Raw genomic sequence first — 15,508 nt, forward strand, 5'->3', positions numbered from 1 at the left:
TTCTCACGGCACCGGGTCAGGAGCCCTGTACCGCTCCCTCGGTGGCGCCCGCGATGAACCCGCGGGCGAACACGCTGAAGACGATGACCAGCGGAAGCGCCGCCATCAGCACGCCGGCCATGACCATGCTGTAGTCGGTGGTGTGGCCGACGTTGAGCTGGGCGAGCTCCACCTGGAGGGTCACGTGACCCGGGTCGGTGAGCACGACGAGCGGCCAGATGTAGTCGTTCCAGCAGTTGACGAAGGCGTAGATCGCGAGGAACGACAGCGCGGGCCTGATCATCGGCAGCGCGATGTTCCAGTACTGACGGAAGAACCCGGCGCCGTCGATGCGCGCGGCGTCGAGGAGTTCGTCGGGCACGCCGCTCTGGATGTACTGGTGCAGCCAGAAGATGCCGAAGGCGTTGGCGAGGGAGGGCAGGGCCAGTGCCTTGAGCATCCCGACCCAGCCGATCTTCGACATGAGGATGAACTGCGGCAGGATCGCCAGTTGCAGCGGCAGCATCATGAACAGCAGCAGCGTGCCGAAGAGCAGCTTGCGTCCTGGGAAGTCGAACTTGGCGAAGGTGAAGGCCGCCAGGGAGTCGATGAACAGCACCAGGACGGTGGTGACGCTTGCGACCATCACCGTGTTGAGCATCGACCCGAAGAAGTCGATGGTGTTCAGCACGTGCCGGATGTTCTCCAGCAGATGGGAGCCGAAGGTGAACTTCGGTGGGCTCCTGTAGATGTCCTGCGTGGTGTTGGTCGCCATGACGATCGTCCACGCGAAGGGGAAGACCGAGATCAGGACGGCCACGACGAGGATGATGTGCGCCGTCAGGCCCTTGGGGCGACGTAGCCGCCTGCCGCCCGAGGCCCGCGAGGTGGTGTCCACTGCCGTCATGCCTTCCTCCCTCGTGTGGTGATGCGCCAGTTGACGGCGACGAGGATGATGATCAGTACGAAGAAGGCCCACACGATGGCCGCGCCGTAGCCGTAGTCGTTGTTGAGGAAGGCCGACTGGTAGAAGTACAACAAGGTCGTCAGACCCGCCTGGCCCGGGCCGCCGAGGTTGGCGTTGGCCGCGTTGCTGGCGAACAGGACCTGCGGTTCGCTGAAGCTCTGCAGGCCGTTGATCGTCGAGATGATCACGGTGAACAGGATGATCGGCCGCATGATCGGGACGGTGATCTGGAAGAACGTGCGGATGGGCCCCGCGCCGTCCATCTTCGCCGCCTCGTAGATCGAGGTCGGGATCGCCTGGAGGCCGGCCAGATAGATGATCATGTTGTAGCCGGTCCACTGCCAGGTCATCAGCAGGGAGATGACCACCTTGATCAGCCACGGGTTGCTCAGCCACGGAACGGGCGAGATGCCGACCATGCCCAGGATCGCGTTGACCAGACCGAAGTTGTTGCTGAACACCGCGCCGAAGAAGATTGCCACGGCGACGATCGAGGTGACGTTCGGCACGTACAGCGCGATGCGGTAGAAGCCCTTGAAGCGGCGCACCGAGTGCAGCAGCGTCGCCAGGACCAGGGCGCCGAACAGCGTCGGCACGGTGGACAGCACCCAGATCACCAGGGTGTTGCGGATCGACAGCCAGAAGACCGGGTCGTCCCACAGGAACCGGAACTGCTGGAGCCCCACGAACTGCATGGTGCCCAGGCCGTCCCAGCGCTGGAAGGCCAGGTACAGCGAGTAGAAGACGGGGAAGAAGGAGAACGCGGCGAAGATCAGGTAGAACGGCGAGATCGCCAGGTACTGCCGCCAGTACGCCAGCGGTCCGCGCCGCCTGGGCCGAGCGGTACCGGCGGGCACGGCGCGCCGCGGGCGGAACCGGGCCGGGCCCGGCCCGCCGTGGTGCTTGGACACCGCGGCGGGACCGGTGACCGGAGGTGACGTCACGTCAGCTCACCCCCTGCCGCCGGGCGATCTGCTTGGCCTGGCTGACCGCGTCCTTCCAGGCGGCGTCGGGCTTCTTGCCCTTGGCCTCGATGTTGGTCAGTTCCGTCTTGTAGGGGGCCATCACAGCGGCGTCGGCCGGGGCTTCGTAGGCGAGCGGGACGGCCTTGGCGGCCGGCCCGAAGACCTCGATGATCTTCTGTCCGCCGAAGAAGGCGTCGGGGCCCGTCATGGCCGGCATGGTGTAGGCGGCCGGGGCGGCGGGGAAGATGGCGGCGTCGGTGAAGCCGCGGGCGTCGTTGGCGGGGCTCAGGATCCAGCTGATGATCTTGAACGCCTCTTCGGGGTTGCGGCACTGCTTGGGCAGGGCCAGGTAGGAGCCGCCCTGGTTGGCCGGTCCTACGGGCATCGCGCACACCCGCCACTGACCCTTGGTCTGCGGGGCGGCCTGCTCGATGTCCAGCGCGTGCCAGGCCGCGCCGAGCTCGGTGAGGAGGGTCTTGCCGATGGCGGCGTTCCAGGTGTTGTCGTTGATCTTGGCGTCGAGGCCGAGGGTGTAGGGCCGCACCGACGTGGTCCATGCGGCGCGGATGTGGTCCTGGTCGCCGATGAAGCGGTTGTTCTTGTCGATGAACCGCTGGGTGCCCTGGCCGACGGTCATGTCGAACATGGAGCCGAGGTTGTTGACCAGGTAGGTGCCGGGGTTCTTCTTCTGCAGCTCGGTGCCGAGCTGGAAGTAGTCCTCCCAGGTCTTGACCAGTGCGGCGACCTTGGCCGGGTCGGTGTCCACCCCGGCCTTGGCGAACAGGTCCTCGCGGTAGAAGAGCGCGGTGGGGCCGATGTCGATCGGGAAGCCGATCTGCTTGCCGTCCTCGGTCTGGGCGAGCTTGGTCTTCCAGTCCAGGTACTGTGACGAGATCTTCTTGAAGCCGAGGTCGTTCAGGTCGAGGAAGCGGTCGGCGTTGGGCAGGAAGGACGCGATGTCCTCGCCCTTGATGCCGGTGATGTCGGGCACGGAGGAGCCCGCCGCGATGGTGGTGGTGAGCTTCTGCTTGAAGTCGCCGCCGATGGACGCCGTGGTCAGCTTGATCTGGCTGCTGAAGTGGGTCTTCGCCTCCGCGACCACCTTGTCGCTGAGCGCGCCGCCCCAGTACCACAGGGTGAGGTTCTTGCCGTTCTTGGTGCCGCCCGAGCCCGAGCTGCCGCCGCAGGCGACGGTCAGTCCGGACGCGGCCGCGGTGAGCGCGGCGGCCTGGAGGAAGCCTCTACGAGAAAGGTCCACGGGTCACTCCTGTTGTTCCTGTTCGTGGTGCTGAGGGACGTGGGACTGTGCGGGCATGGTGAGGGTCAGTTCGGCCGGGGCGGGGTGACCGGGGCGTGGCGCACCGGCGGGCCGACGTCCGCCGGCAGGCGGTCGGCCAGGAACCCGTAGGTCCTGCGCAGGCCGGGGTCGGTCAGCGAGCGCCACCACTGGTCCACTCCGTACCAGCCCGGGGCCGCCAGGGCCCCGCCGTGATGCTGGACGGAAAGACCCGCGGCGAGGACGGCGAACCGCAGCCGTTCCTCCAGCGGCCAGCCGCCGAGCGAGGCCGCGACGAAGCTCGCGCCGAACACGTCCCCGGCGCCCGTCGCGTCGAGCACGTCGACGTCCAGGGCCGGTACCTCCGCGTACTCGCCGGTGATCTGGTCGACGGCGACCGCGCCGTCCCCGCCCCGGGTGACCACGGCCACCGGCACCAGCTCGGAGAGCGTGCCGAGGGCCGCGACCGCGCTGTCGGTGCGGGTGTAGGCCATCGCCTCGGCCTCGTTGGGGAGGAAGGCGTGGCACAGGGCCAGCTGGTCGAGGAGGTCGGTGGACCAGACCTGGGTGGGGTCCCAGCCGACGTCCGCGTAGATCTGCGTGCCGTTCGCGGCGGCCTTGGCGAGCCAGGCACGCGGCTCGGACTCCAGGTGGACGAGGGCGGTGCGCGCCTCGGGCGGGTGGCCCATCAGCGTGTCCTGGGAGTGGGGCGGTTCCTGGCCGTGGGTGACCAGTGCCCGGTCGAAGCCTTGGGCGAGCGCGACGGTGACGGGGGTGTGCCAGCCGTTCGCGACCCTGGAGAGCGAGAGGTCGACGCCCTCCTGGCCGGCGAGGACCTCCCGGCAGTAGGCGCCGTAGAAGTCGTCGCCGAAGACCGTGGCCAGGGAGGTCCGCAGACCGAAGCGGGATGCGGCGACCGCCAGGTTGGCGATGCCGCCGGGGCCGCAGCCCATACCGGTCGTCCAGATCTCCTCGCCCGGTGTCGGCGGCTTTCCCAGACCCGTCAGGACGAGGTCGTAGAAGAGCAGCCCGGTCAGCAGCACCTCGGGCCGGTCGTCGTCCACTGCGCGCCTCTCGTCAAAACTCGTCAATTTCGATGACGGGAATCGTGCGCCGCTCGGCGACATTGGTCAATACCTAAGCAGAACTGAGCATAGAAATGATTGAAGCTGACGAGTAGTGTTCACATCGTGCTGGCTGAACGACGACACCAACTCATCCTGCGGGCCCTGCGCTCGGGCGGCCCCGCGGCCGTCACCGACCTCTCCGAGCAACTCGGTGTGAGCCCCGCCACCATCCGGCGTGACCTCGTCAAGCTGGAGGAGGACGGGCTGCTCACCCGCGTGCACGGCGGAGCGCGCGCCGAGGAGGGCGATCAGCCCTTCGCCGAGGTGGCCGAGGTCCGGGTGGCCGAGAAGGACGCGATAGCGGCCCGGGCCGCCGCCCTGGTGCAGGACGGCCAGTCCGTGCTGCTCGACATCGGCACCACCGCCTACCGGCTGGCCCGGCAGCTGCACGGCCGCCGGCTCACCGTGATCACCAGCAACCTGGTGGTCTACGAGGAGCTCGCCGACGACGAGGGCATCGAACTGGTGCTGCTGGGCGGCATGGTCCGCCGCGAGTACCGCTCCCTGGTCGGCTTCCTCACCGAGGACAACCTGCGCCAGCTGCACGCCGACTGGCTCTTCCTCGGCACCAGTGGAGTGCGCCCGGGCGGGCAGGTGATGGACACGACGGTCGTCGAGGTGCCGGTCAAACGGGCCATGATCAAGGCGAGCGACAAGATCGTCCTCCTCGCCGACACGGCCAAGTTCCCGGGTACCGGCATGGCGAAGGTCTGCGGTCCCGAGGACCTGGACGTGGTGGTGACGAACGCGCCGGTCCACGCGGCGACCCGCTCCTCCCTGGAGGAGGCGGGCGTCGAGGTGGTCCTGGCAGGAAAGGTACAGGCGTGAAACTGACGATTCTTGGCGGCGGCGGCTTTCGGGTCCCGCTCGTGTACGGCGCGCTGTTGACGGACCGCGGCGAGGGCCGGGTGACCGAGGTCGTCCTGCACGACCTGGACGCCGGCCGGCTCACGGCGGTCGGCCGGGTGCTGGCCGAACAGGCCGCCGGCGTCCCGGGCGCCCCCACGGTGACGACCACGACCGACCTCGACGAGGCACTGCGCGGCGCCGACTTCGTCTTCTCGGCGATCCGCGTCGGCGGTCTTGAGGGCCGTGCCGACGACGAGCGGGTGGCCCTCGCAGAAGGTGTCCTCGGCCAGGAGACGGTCGGCGCGGGCGGCATCGCCTACGGCCTCAGGACCGTCCCGGTCGCCGTCGACATCGCCCGGCGGGTGGCCCGGCTCGCCCCCGACGCCTGGGTCATCAACTTCACCAACCCGGCGGGCCTGGTCACCGAGGCCATGTCCCGCCACCTCGGCGACCGTGTCATCGGCATCTGCGACTCCCCGGTCGGCCTCGGCCGCCGTATCGCGCGCGTGCTCGGCGGCAACCCGAACGAGGCATGGATCGACTACGTCGGCCTCAACCACCTCGGCTGGGTCCGCGGACTGAAGATCGCCGGCCGGGACGAACTCCCGCGTCTGCTCGCCGACCCCGACCTGCTCGGCTCCTTCGAGGAGGGCAAGCTCTTCGGCGTCGAATGGCTCCAGTCCCTGGGCGCGATCCCCAACGAGTACCTGCACTACTACTACTTCAACCGCGAGGCCGTCCGCTCCTACCAGCAGGTGGAGAAGACCCGCGGTGCCTTCCTCGCCGACCAGCAGGCGCGGTTCTACGACGAGGTCGGCGCGCCCGGCGCGAAGGCGCTGGACGTCTGGGACCGCACCCGCGCCGAGCGCGAGGCCACCTACATGGCCGAGAACCGGGAGACCGCCGGCGCCGGCGAACGCGACGCCGACGACCTCTCCGGCGGCTACGAGAAGGTCGCCCTCGCCCTGATGCGGGCCATCGCCCGGGACGAGCGCACCACGCTGATCCTGAACGTCCGCAACCGGAGCACGCTCGCGGTGCTCGACAACGATGCCGTCATCGAGGTGCCCTGCCTCGTCGACGCCAACGGCGCCCACCCGGTCACCGTCGCCCCGCTGCCCGACCACGCCACCGGCCTGGTCTGCTCGGTCAAGGCGGTCGAGCGGGAGGTCCTGGCCGCCGCCGAGTCCGCCTCGCGCACCACTGCGGTCAAGGCCTTCGCGCTGCACCCGCTGGTGGACTCCGTGAATGTCGCCCGCAGGCTGGTCGAGGGGTACACCTCGGTGCATCCGGGGCTCGCGTACCTTAAGTAGCGTCCTCCCTTCAGTAAGCGCTTTCCCCACGCCTTCCGGCCCCACCGGCTCGCCCTCTCCCTCCCTGGAGATCCTTCATGCACGACGAAAGCCGCCGCATCGAGGAGCGCGTCCAGCGCGCCCACGACCAGCGCATCAAGCCCGCGATCTACGCGGCCACCGCCCCCTTCGAGGTCGAGGCCTGGCAGGCACCGGGGGAGCCGGTCCCCTTCGAGGAGGCCGCGGCCGCCCGGTACGCGCCCTTCGCCATGGACACCCCGTGGGGCCCGCCCTGGGGCACCACCTGGTTCCGGATGCGCGGCCGGGTGCCCGCCGAGTGGGCCGGAAAGCGCGTCGAGGCCGTCATCGACCTCGGCTTCGTCGGCGACTGGCCCGGCAACCAGGCCGAGGCCCTGGTGCACCTGCCCGACGGCCGCCCCCTGAAGGCGGTGAACCCGCTCAACCAGTACGTCCCGATCGCCAACCCGGCGACCGGCGGCGAGGAGATCGACTACCTGGTCGAGGCGGCCTCCAACCCGGACATCCTCAAGGACAACTTCTCCAAGGTCACGCCGATGGGCGACAAGCTCACCGCGGGCTCGGCGCCCCTCTACACCTTCCAGCGTGCCGACCTCGCCGTCCTCGACGAGGAGGTCTTCCACCTCGACCTGGACCTCCAGGTGCTGCTCGGCGTCATGGTCCACCTCGGTGAGCACGAGCCGCGCCGCCACGAGATCCTGCACACCCTGGACCGGGCCATGGACGCCCTCGACCTGGACGACGTCTCCGGCAGCGCGGCGGCCGTCCGTGCGGTGCTCGCGCCCGTCCTCGCCAAGCCCGCCCACGCGAGCGCGCACACGGTCTCCGGTGTCGGCCACGCCCACATCGACTCCGCCTGGCTGTGGCCGATCCGCGAGACCAAGCGCAAGACGTCCCGCACCTTCTCCAACGTCACCGCGCTCGCCGACGAGTACGACGACTTCATCTTCGCCTGCTCCCAGGCCCAGCAGTACGAGTGGGTGCGCGACAACTACCCGCACGTCTGGGCCCGCATCCAGGACTCCGTGAAGAAGGGCCAGTGGGCCCCGGTCGGCGGCATGTGGGTCGAGGCCGACGGCAACCTGCCCGGCGGCGAGGCCATCGCCCGCCAGCTCATCCACGGCAAGCGGTTCTTCATCGAGCACTTCGGCGTCGAGACCAAGGGTGTCTGGCTCCCGGACTCCTTCGGCTACACCGCCGCCTACCCGCAGCTCGCCAAGCTCGCAGGCAACGACTGGTTCCTCACCCAGAAGATCTCCTGGAACCAGACCAACAAGTTCCCCCACCACACCTTCTGGTGGGAGGGCATCGACGGCACCCGCATCTTCACGCACTTCCCGCCCGTCGACACCTACAACGCCCGCTTCAGCGGCGAGGAGATGGACCGCGCGGTCCGCAACTACTCGGAGAAGGGCGTCGGCACGCGCTCCCTGGCCCCCTTCGGCTGGGGCGACGGCGGCGGCGGCCCCACCCGCGAGATCATGGAACGCGCCCGGCGCCTCGCCGACCTGGAGGGTTCACCGAAGGTCGTCGTCGAGCACCCCGACGAGTTCTTCGCCAAGGCCCGCGCCGAGTACGAGGACGCCCCGGTCTGGGTCGGCGAGCTCTACCTGGAGCTGCACCGCGCCACCTACACCTCGCAGGCCCGCACCAAGCAGGGCAACCGCCGCTCCGAGCACAAGCTGCGCGAGGCCGAGCTGTGGGCGACGACGGCCGCACTGCACGCGCCGGGCTACTCCTACCCGTACGAGAAGCTGGACCGCCTGTGGAAGACGGTCCTGCTGCACCAGTTCCACGACATCCTGCCGGGCTCCTCGATCGCCTGGGTGCACCGCGAGGCCGAGGCCGAATACGCCCGCGTGGCCGAGGAGCTGGAGGTGCTGACCGCCGAGGCGGTGGCCGCGCTGGGGGCCGGTGACACCCGGGTCTTCAACACCAGCCCGTTCGACCGGGCCGAAGTGGTCCGTACCTCCGAAGGGGCCCTGGCGTATGTGCGGGTGCCCGCGAACGGCAGCGCATCGCTGACCGGCACCGAGCCCGCGCAGCCGGTCCGCGTGTCCGGTCGCGTCCTCGACAACGGCCTGGTGCGGGTGGAGGTGGCGGAGGACGGCACGCTGTCGTCCGTCTTCGACCAGCGCTTCGGCCGGGAGGTGCTGGGCGACAAGGGCAACCTGCTCCGCCTGCACACCGACCTCCCGAACTACTGGGACGCCTGGGACATCGACAAGCACTACAAGAACCGCTACACGGATCTTCTGGAGCCGACGTCGGTCGAGGTCGTCTCGGACGACCCGCTGACGGGTGCGATCCGCGTGACCCGGTCCTTCGGCAAGGGCTCGAAGATCACCCAGACCATCACGCTCCGCGCCGACAGCCCCCGGATCGACTTCGAGACCGAGATCGACTGGCACGAGGCCGAGAAGATCCTCAAGGCGGCCTTCCCGGTGGACGTCCGGGCCGCGCACTCCTCCGCGGAGATCCAGTTCGGCCACGTCCAGCGGCCCACCCACACCAACACCACCTGGGAGGCGGCCCGCTTCGAGGTCCCCGGCCACCGCTGGGTCCACGTCGGCGAACCGGGCTACGGCGTCGCGGTCATCAACGACTCCACCTACGGCCACGACGTCTCCCGCACGGTCCGTGAGGACGGCGGTACGACGACCACGGTCCGGCTCAGCCTGGTCCGCGCCCCGCGCATCCCGGACCCGGAGGCCGACCAGGGCGAGCACCGCTTCACCTACTCGCTGCTGCCCGGCGCGAGCATCGAGGACACCGTCGCCGAGGGCTACTCCCTCAACCTCCCGCTGCGGGTGGCGGACGCGGCCGGTGCCCCGGAGCCGGTCGTCTCGGTCGACGGCCAGGGCGTGACCGTCGAGGCGGTCAAGCTCGCCGACGACGGGTCCGGTGACGTCGTGGTCCGGCTCTACGAGTCGGGCGGCGGCCGCGCTCACGGTGTGCTGCGTCCCGGGTTCCCGCTCGCCGGCGCCCAGGTGACCGACCTGCTGGAGCGGCCCCTTGAGGACGAGACGGTCGAGCTCTCCGACGGCGGGGTCGCGGTCTCGCTGCGCCCCTTCCAGGTGCTGACGCTCCGGCTGCGGAGGGGCTGACGTATGCCGATGCAACCCTGGTTCACCGACGCCAAGTTGGGGATCTTCGTCCACTGGGGCATCTACGCGGTGGACGGCGTCCAGGAGTCCTGGTCGTTCTACGACGACATCGTCCCGCACGACCGGTACATGTCCCAGCTGGAGCGGTTCACGGGCGCCAGGTACGACCCGCGCGCGTGGGCCGACCTGTTCGCCCGTGCCGGGGCCAGGTACGCGGTGCTGACGACCCGTCACCACGACGGTGTGGCCCTGTGGGACACGGAGTTCGGCGACCTGAACCTCGGCAAGGACTACATCGGGCCCTACACCGAGGCCCTGCGCGAGAAGGACCTCAAGGTCGGCTTCTACTACTCGCACTCCGACTGGAACCACCCCGACTACGCCTCCACGCGCAAGCCGGGCCGCCCGCCGGAGCAGGAGGACAACCGCTACTCCGAGGTCGCGGCGAAGGACGAGGACCTGACGGCCTGGGAGCGGTACATCGCCTACCGGGACGGCCAGGTCCGGGAGCTGGTCTCCCGCCACCGGCCCGACCTGATGTGGTTCGACGGTGAGTGGGAGCGCAGCGAGGAGCAGTGGCGCATCCCCGAACTCGCCGCGCTCATCCGCTCGTACGCACCGGACGTCGTCTTCAACGCGCGCATGCTCAGCGAGGGCGACTACGCGACCCCCGAACAGGGCGCTCCCATCGAACCGCCGGACGGGCCCTGGGAGTTGTGCCTGACGATCAACGACTCGTGGGGGTATCGGCACCAGGACCACCACCACAAGTCGCTCGCCCAGCTGATCCGCTACTTCACCGAGACCATCGGCGGGGGCGGAAACCTGCTGCTCGACGTCGGACCGATGGAGGACGGGACCATCCCCGCGCCCCAGGTCGAGCGCCTCGAAGGCCTGGGGGAGTGGATCGCGAAGCACTCCGAGGCCGTGTACGGGACCGTGCGCGGACTGCCCGCCGGGCACCACTACGGGCCCAGCACGCTCTCCGCGGACGGCCGGACGCTCTATCTGGTCCTCTTCGACGCCCCGCGCGCCGAGATCGGGCTGCGGGGACTGGTCACCCCGGTCCGCAGGGTGAGCGTCCTCGGCACCGGTACCGAGCTCGGGCACGAGGTGGTCGGCGGCCTGCACGAGGCCGTGGGCATCGTGTGGATCGACCCGCCGACGGAGGCCGACCTCGATCCGTACGCCACGGTGCTCAAGGTCGAACTGGACGGGGACCTGGAGCTGTACCGGGGAGCGGGCCGGTCCTGACGTTGATTCCGGTCAACTCTTGAGAGAGCGGCAAGCCACAGGTCACGGCGGGTCTCCGGCCCGCCGTGACCTTCTCGCCATACCGGCTGAGGTGAGCTGCTCAGGGGCGCGGGGAACTGTGCGACGAGCCACAGCGGACCCGCACCCGGCCGGTGCCTACAGCGGCAGGGCGGAAGCCGCGGCCTCGACGGTGTCGACCTCGGCGGCCATCGGCGCCGGTGCCGGCACGGAAGGGCGAAGGGGTCCCGCGTCCTCCATGCGCTGGGCCGGAAGCGAGACGGGCCGCAGCGGACGCGCTCCCGACACCACGGTGTAGTCCTGTCCGAGGAACGGCGGCTCGATCACCCCCGGGTCCTCCCCGAGCGCCAACTGCACAGCAGCCCAAGGCACGTTGACCCCGCACAGGGACAGCTGGTGCAAGCCACCCGCCGGCCGCGTGTTGACGTCCATGAGAACAGGACGGTCACCGAACATCCGGAACTGGATGTTGGACAGATAGTGCAGCCCGAACTCCTCCGCGATCAGCCGCGCGGGCTCCAGCCACTGCTCGTGCTGCGTGAAACCGCGCCGCCGCCCGTTCTTCGTGCGGCCGATCGCCAGCCGCACCCGGTTGTCGGTCCCGGTGAGCGTGTCCACCGACACCTCCGGCTGCTCCAGACGCGGCATGACCAGCCAGTCAACCTGCTCGTCGGCCTGCTGCAGCGCCTCGACGACCATGTCGAGCGACACATACGGGCTCGGGAAGCCGTTGAGGAGGGAGAGCGAGAAGGGCGCGCGCGTGATGACCCGGAAGCCCACGCCGCCCGCGCCGGACGCCGGCTTGAAGCACGCCTTGTGGCCGTCGGCCTCAAGCTCCTCCACGGCCGCGACCAGCTCGTCCGCGGTCCGCACCCGCCACCACGGCGGCACCGGCACACCGATCTTCTGGACCGCCTCGTAGGCGACGACCTTGTCGTGGAAGACGGCCACACCCTCCGGCGGCGGCGCGAGCAGCGCCGTGCCGACCGCGGCGAAGTCCACGCGGTGCGCCACGATCGCGGCCTGGTGCAGCCGCGGCACGAACACGTCGATGCCGCGCCGCTGGCACTGGTCGAGGGCGAACTCGACGTAGGCGGCGGGGGAGAGGCCCTCCGGCTCCAGGTCGGCGGTGTCGGCGGCGGCCAGCACGGGCGAGTCGGCGTCTCCGTGTGTCGCGTGGATCTCGACGGCCCGATCACTGGGATTTCGCCGCAGCTGATCCATGAAGAACACGTTCTCCGCGTACGTGCGGTTGAGCCAGACGCGTACGCGAGAGATCATGCAGGCCGCCTTTCGGGCATTTTCGGGCAGAGCGAAGCGGGCCCGTGCCCGGGCTGTGTGCTGGGAGGAACACCAAACCGCCCCTTGCGAAGGGAAGTTCCATACGGTGGTGTTGGGGCGATCATACGGCGTCCCCGGGGGTGCGCGTGCAACGCCGGTGTTACGGATTCGGCGATCATGGAGTGTCGGCGCAGCGATCCACTCTTGTACCAGGCAGGCAAATGTGTTCTGGTGGTCCGACCCGGGAGCTCGGAGGGGGCGAGAGGTGACGTCGACGGTCGGTGGCGCGGCACAGCTTCTGGCCGTCAGCGATCTGCACATCGGCTATCCCGAGAACCGCTCCCTGGTCGAGGAGATGCGCCCCGGGACCGACGACGACTGGCTCCTCGTGGCCGGCGACGTGGCGGAGACCGTCGCCGACGTCCGCTGGGCCCTGGAGACCCTCGCCGGGCGCTTCCGCAAGGTCGTCTGGGCCCCCGGCAACCATGAACTGTGGACCCACCCGAAGGACACCGTCACCCTGCGTGGCGTCGCCCGCTACGACCACCTCGTCGAGATGTGCCGGGAGCTCGGCGTCCTCACCCCCGAGGACCCCTACCCCGTCTGGGACGGCCCCGGCGGCCCCGTCGCCGTCGCCCCGCTGTTCCTCCTGTACGACTACTCGTTCCTGCCGGCCGGCTGCACCACCAAGGAGCAGGGCCTGGAGTACGCGCACGGCACCGGCGTCGTCTGCAACGACGAGTTCCTGCTGCACCCCGACCCCTACCCCTCCCGCGAGGCCTGGTGCCGGGCCCGGGTCGCCGAGACCGGGCGCAGGCTCGCCGAGCTCCCCGACGACCTGCCCACGGTCCTGGTCAACCACTACCCGCTGGACCGGCACCCCACCGACGTCCTGTGGTACCCCGAGTTCGCGATGTGGTGCGGCACCGCACTGACCGCCGACTGGCACCGCAGGTTCCGCGTGGAGACCATGGTCTACGGCCATCTGCACATCCCGCGGACCACCTGGCACGAAGGGGTCCGCTTCGAGGAGGTGTCGGTGGGCTACCCACGGGAGTGGCGGCAGCGGCCGGAGCCGCCCGGACAGCTGCGCCGGATCGTGCCAGGGGAGGTCGGCGCACGGTGATCGAGGACCTGCTGCCCGACGCGGTGGTGGCCGTCGAGAGGTACGGCCACGACGAGCCGGAGAACGCGACGCTCTACCCCGAGGAAGCGGCGATCGTCGTACGGGCCGTCGCCAAACGCCGTCGTGAGTTCGCCGCCGTGCGGGCCTGCGCCCGCGGGGCCATGGAGAAGCTCGGCGTACCGCCGCAGCCGATCCTGCCCGGTGAACGCGGTGCCCCGCAGTGGCCGGTCGGCCTGACCGGCAGCATGACCCACTGCGACGGATACTGCGCCGCCGCCCTGGTCCGTGCCACCGACCTCGCCTCCCTCGGTATCGACGCCGAACCCCACGGCCCGCTCCCCGAGGGCGTGTTGGAGAGCGTGTCCCTGCCGGCGGAGCGGGACAGACTGCGGGAGCTCGCCGAGGCGCACCCGGCCGTCCACTGGGACCGGCTGCTGTTCAGCGCCAAGGAGTCCGTGTACAAGGCGTGGTTCCCGCTCACCGGCAAGTGGCTGGAGTTCTCCGAGGCCGACATCAGGGTCCTCGTCGAGCCCGGAGAACCCTTCAGCGGCACCCTGCACGCCGAACTCCTCGTCCCCGGCCCGCTGGTGGGCGGCGCGCGGCGTGGCGTCTTCGAGGGGCGCTGGACGGTCCGGGACGCTCTGGTCGCGACGTCCGTGACCGTGCCGCACGGCTGAGCGCACGGCACGGACCGCCGGCCGTGGCTACGCCTGCGGCGGGCGCCAGCTCTTCAACAGCCTGAAGAACGCCTCCTCGTTGCCCGCGAGGCCCGCGTCCGCCAGTGCCTGTTCGGCCTCGGCGAGGACCGCCGGCGGGACCACCGGCGGCCGGGCGGCGTCCGGGGGACCGGACGCGGTGTCGAAAGCGGCTCGGACCGTGTGCAGCAGCCGCAGATACGCCTGGACGGCGGTGCGCTCACGGTCGGTCAGTACGGCGGTGGGCATCGGCGGCTCTCCCCAGGTCGGCGTCGGTCGCACCCCCGGCCGGGGCGCGTCGGTCGCACCCCGCACGGGTGTGTGTCTCCAGCTTGCCGTCCACCACTGACAATCCGGCCTCCGCGCCCGCCCGCCGACCCGCTTAGCGGAGGCGAAACCTCACCGAAATCACCGTGGGGAAAGGGGTCCTACGCTGGACGGAAGGGCTTTCGGCCGCCTCGTCGCGGCCAGGGGAAGGCCAGGCGAAAGGGAGGCGAGTACGTGGTCGACGACCCGCGACGGCGCCCGGTGCGCGCCGTCCGGCTGCGCCCGGTGGGCGACGGCGAACTGGAGCTGCAGTACCGCGTCGTGCACGGCTACCGGCGCGCCTTCCGCATGGCCGGCGAGGGCCCGCCGCTCGTGCTCATCCACGGCATCGGGGACTCCTCCGCGACCTGGGCCGAGCTGATCCCCGACCTCGCGCGCACCCATACCGTGATCGCCCCCGATCTGCTCGGCCACGGCGACTCCGACAAGCCGCGCGCCGACTACTCGGTGGCTGCCTACGCCAACGGTGTGCGGGACCTGCTCACCACCCTCGGCATCGAGTCGGCCACGCTGGTCGGGCACTCGCTGGGCGGCGGGGTGGCGATGCAGTTCGCCTACCAGTTCCCCGAGCGCACCGAGCGGCTCATCCTGGTCAGCGCGGGCGGTGTGGGCCGTGAGGTCAACCCGGTGCTGCGGCTGGTGTCCCTGCCCGGCGCCCACCTCATGCTGTCCTCGCTGCGGCTGCCCGGCATGCGGCTCCAAGTGGGCCTCGCGGTGCGGCTGATGAAACTGCTCGACACCGACCTCGGCCAGGACGCCCCGGACCTGCTGAACCTGGTCGACGCCCTCCCCGACGAGACCTCGCGCAACGCCTTCATCAGGACCCTGCGCGCGGTCGTCGACTGGCGCGGCCAGGTCGTCACCATGCTCGACCGCTGCTATCTCACCGAGGGCATGCCGACCATGCTGCTGTGGGGGGACCGGGACAGCGTGGTGCCCGTCCGGCACGCCTTCGGGGCGCACGAGGCGATGCCCGGCAGCCGGCTGGAGATCTTCGAAGGCGCGGGCCACTTCCCGTTCCACACCGACCCCGCCCGGTTCGTCTCCCTGGTCGAGGAGTTCACGACGACCACGGACCCGGCGCACTGGAGCAGGGAGCACTGGCGGGAACTGCTGCGGGAGGGCACCCCGGGCACGCCGCGGACCCGTGGTGTGGAGCGTGAGCGCAGAGAGGCGAGCGAACGCAGCGCCACGTGAGGGGCGCGA

General features: G+C 70.2%; 13 protein-coding genes. 7 read left to right on the plus strand and 6 right to left on the minus strand.

The genetic code is table 11. The features are described from left to right. Positions 1-16: 16 nt before the first annotated feature. The 4 genes from OHT57_RS40380 to OHT57_RS40395 form a co-directional block, all read right to left on the minus strand. Positions 17-886 (minus strand): carbohydrate ABC transporter permease, encoded by an 870-nt coding sequence (locus tag OHT57_RS40380; protein WP_328751806.1) that lies wholly within the window; start codon positions 884-886, stop codon positions 17-19. Continuing rightward, positions 883-1,803 (minus strand): carbohydrate ABC transporter permease, encoded by a 921-nt coding sequence (locus OHT57_RS40385; RefSeq protein WP_328753464.1) that lies wholly within the window; start codon positions 1,801-1,803, stop codon positions 883-885. The genes OHT57_RS40380 and OHT57_RS40385 overlap by 4 nt, the downstream gene beginning before the upstream one ends. Before the next feature lie 88 nt (positions 1,804-1,891). Then, the gene (locus OHT57_RS40390; protein WP_328751807.1) at positions 1,892-3,169 is read right to left on the minus strand and encodes an ABC transporter substrate-binding protein; all 1,278 of its coding nucleotides are present in this window, start codon (positions 3,167-3,169) and stop codon (positions 1,892-1,894) included. A gap of 65 nt (positions 3,170-3,234) precedes the next feature. Then, the gene (locus OHT57_RS40395; protein ID WP_328751808.1) at positions 3,235-4,251 is read right to left on the minus strand and encodes a carbohydrate kinase family protein; all 1,017 of its coding nucleotides are present in this window, start codon (positions 4,249-4,251) and stop codon (positions 3,235-3,237) included. 126 nt (positions 4,252-4,377) lie between these two features. Between OHT57_RS40395 and OHT57_RS40400 the strand changes: the two genes are divergently transcribed. The 4 genes from OHT57_RS40400 to OHT57_RS40415 all read left to right on the plus strand — a co-directional run bounded on the left by OHT57_RS40400 (position 4,378) and on the right by OHT57_RS40415 (position 10,855). Next, positions 4,378-5,142 (plus strand): DeoR/GlpR family DNA-binding transcription regulator, encoded by a 765-nt coding sequence (locus tag OHT57_RS40400; protein WP_328751809.1) that lies wholly within the window; start codon positions 4,378-4,380, stop codon positions 5,140-5,142. Further along, the gene (locus tag OHT57_RS40405; RefSeq protein ID WP_328751810.1) at positions 5,139-6,476 is read left to right on the plus strand and encodes a 6-phospho-beta-glucosidase; all 1,338 of its coding nucleotides are present in this window, start codon (positions 5,139-5,141) and stop codon (positions 6,474-6,476) included. Before OHT57_RS40400 ends, OHT57_RS40405 begins: the two co-directional genes overlap by 4 nt. Positions 6,477-6,553: 77 nt before the next feature. Further along, positions 6,554-9,601, plus strand: coding sequence for an alpha-mannosidase (locus tag OHT57_RS40410; protein WP_328751811.1), 3,048 nt, complete (start codon positions 6,554-6,556; stop codon positions 9,599-9,601). A 3-nt stretch (positions 9,602-9,604) separates the two neighbouring features. Beyond that, entirely contained in the window at positions 9,605-10,855 is a 1,251-nt protein-coding gene (locus tag OHT57_RS40415) for an alpha-L-fucosidase (RefSeq protein WP_328751812.1), read from the plus strand. A 156-nt stretch (positions 10,856-11,011) separates the two neighbouring features. Here the strand turns inward: OHT57_RS40415 and OHT57_RS40420 are convergent, their stop codons facing one another. Next, on the minus strand, positions 11,012-12,154 hold the full coding sequence (locus OHT57_RS40420) for an ATP-grasp domain-containing protein (protein WP_328751813.1): 1,143 nt from the start codon (positions 12,152-12,154) through the stop codon (positions 11,012-11,014). Positions 12,155-12,419: 265 nt separating this feature from the next. On the opposite strand from OHT57_RS40420, the gene OHT57_RS40425 reads away from it, so the two are divergent. Both OHT57_RS40425 and OHT57_RS40430 read left to right on the plus strand, forming a co-directional pair. After that, on the plus strand, positions 12,420-13,280 hold the full coding sequence (locus OHT57_RS40425) for a metallophosphoesterase family protein (RefSeq protein ID WP_328751814.1): 861 nt from the start codon (positions 12,420-12,422) through the stop codon (positions 13,278-13,280). Beyond that, on the plus strand, positions 13,277-13,957 hold the full coding sequence (locus OHT57_RS40430; RefSeq protein ID WP_328751815.1) for a 4'-phosphopantetheinyl transferase family protein: 681 nt from the start codon (positions 13,277-13,279) through the stop codon (positions 13,955-13,957). Before OHT57_RS40425 ends, OHT57_RS40430 begins: the two co-directional genes overlap by 4 nt. Positions 13,958-13,984: 27 nt before the next feature. Here the strand turns inward: OHT57_RS40430 and OHT57_RS40435 are convergent, their stop codons facing one another. After that, entirely contained in the window at positions 13,985-14,224 is a 240-nt protein-coding gene (locus OHT57_RS40435; protein ID WP_328751816.1) for a hypothetical protein, read from the minus strand. Positions 14,225-14,476: 252 nt separating this feature from the next. On the opposite strand from OHT57_RS40435, the gene OHT57_RS40440 reads away from it, so the two are divergent. After that, positions 14,477-15,499 (plus strand): alpha/beta fold hydrolase, encoded by a 1,023-nt coding sequence (locus OHT57_RS40440; protein ID WP_328751817.1) that lies wholly within the window; start codon positions 14,477-14,479, stop codon positions 15,497-15,499. Positions 15,500-15,508 lie beyond the last annotated feature (9 nt).

It is taken from the genome of Streptomyces sp. NBC_00285, assembly GCF_036174265.1.
Classification (GTDB): Bacteria; Actinomycetota; Actinomycetes; order Streptomycetales; family Streptomycetaceae; genus Streptomyces.

What these genes read in the sequence shown, in the direction of transcription:
- OHT57_RS40380 (WP_328751806.1), bottom strand. Translation starts at nt 886, where the DNA reads ATGACGGCAGTGGACACCACCTCGCGGGCCTCGGGCGGCAGGCGGCTA.
- OHT57_RS40410 (WP_328751811.1), top strand. Translation starts at nt 6,554, where the DNA reads ATGCACGACGAAAGCCGCCGCATCGAGGAGCGCGTCCAGCGCGCCCAC.
- OHT57_RS40415 (WP_328751812.1), top strand. Translation starts at nt 9,605, where the DNA reads ATGCCGATGCAACCCTGGTTCACCGACGCCAAGTTGGGGATCTTCGTC.
- OHT57_RS40420 (WP_328751813.1), bottom strand. Translation starts at nt 12,154, where the DNA reads ATGATCTCTCGCGTACGCGTCTGGCTCAACCGCACGTACGCGGAGAAC.
- OHT57_RS40435 (WP_328751816.1), bottom strand. Translation starts at nt 14,224, where the DNA reads ATGCCCACCGCCGTACTGACCGACCGTGAGCGCACCGCCGTCCAGGCG.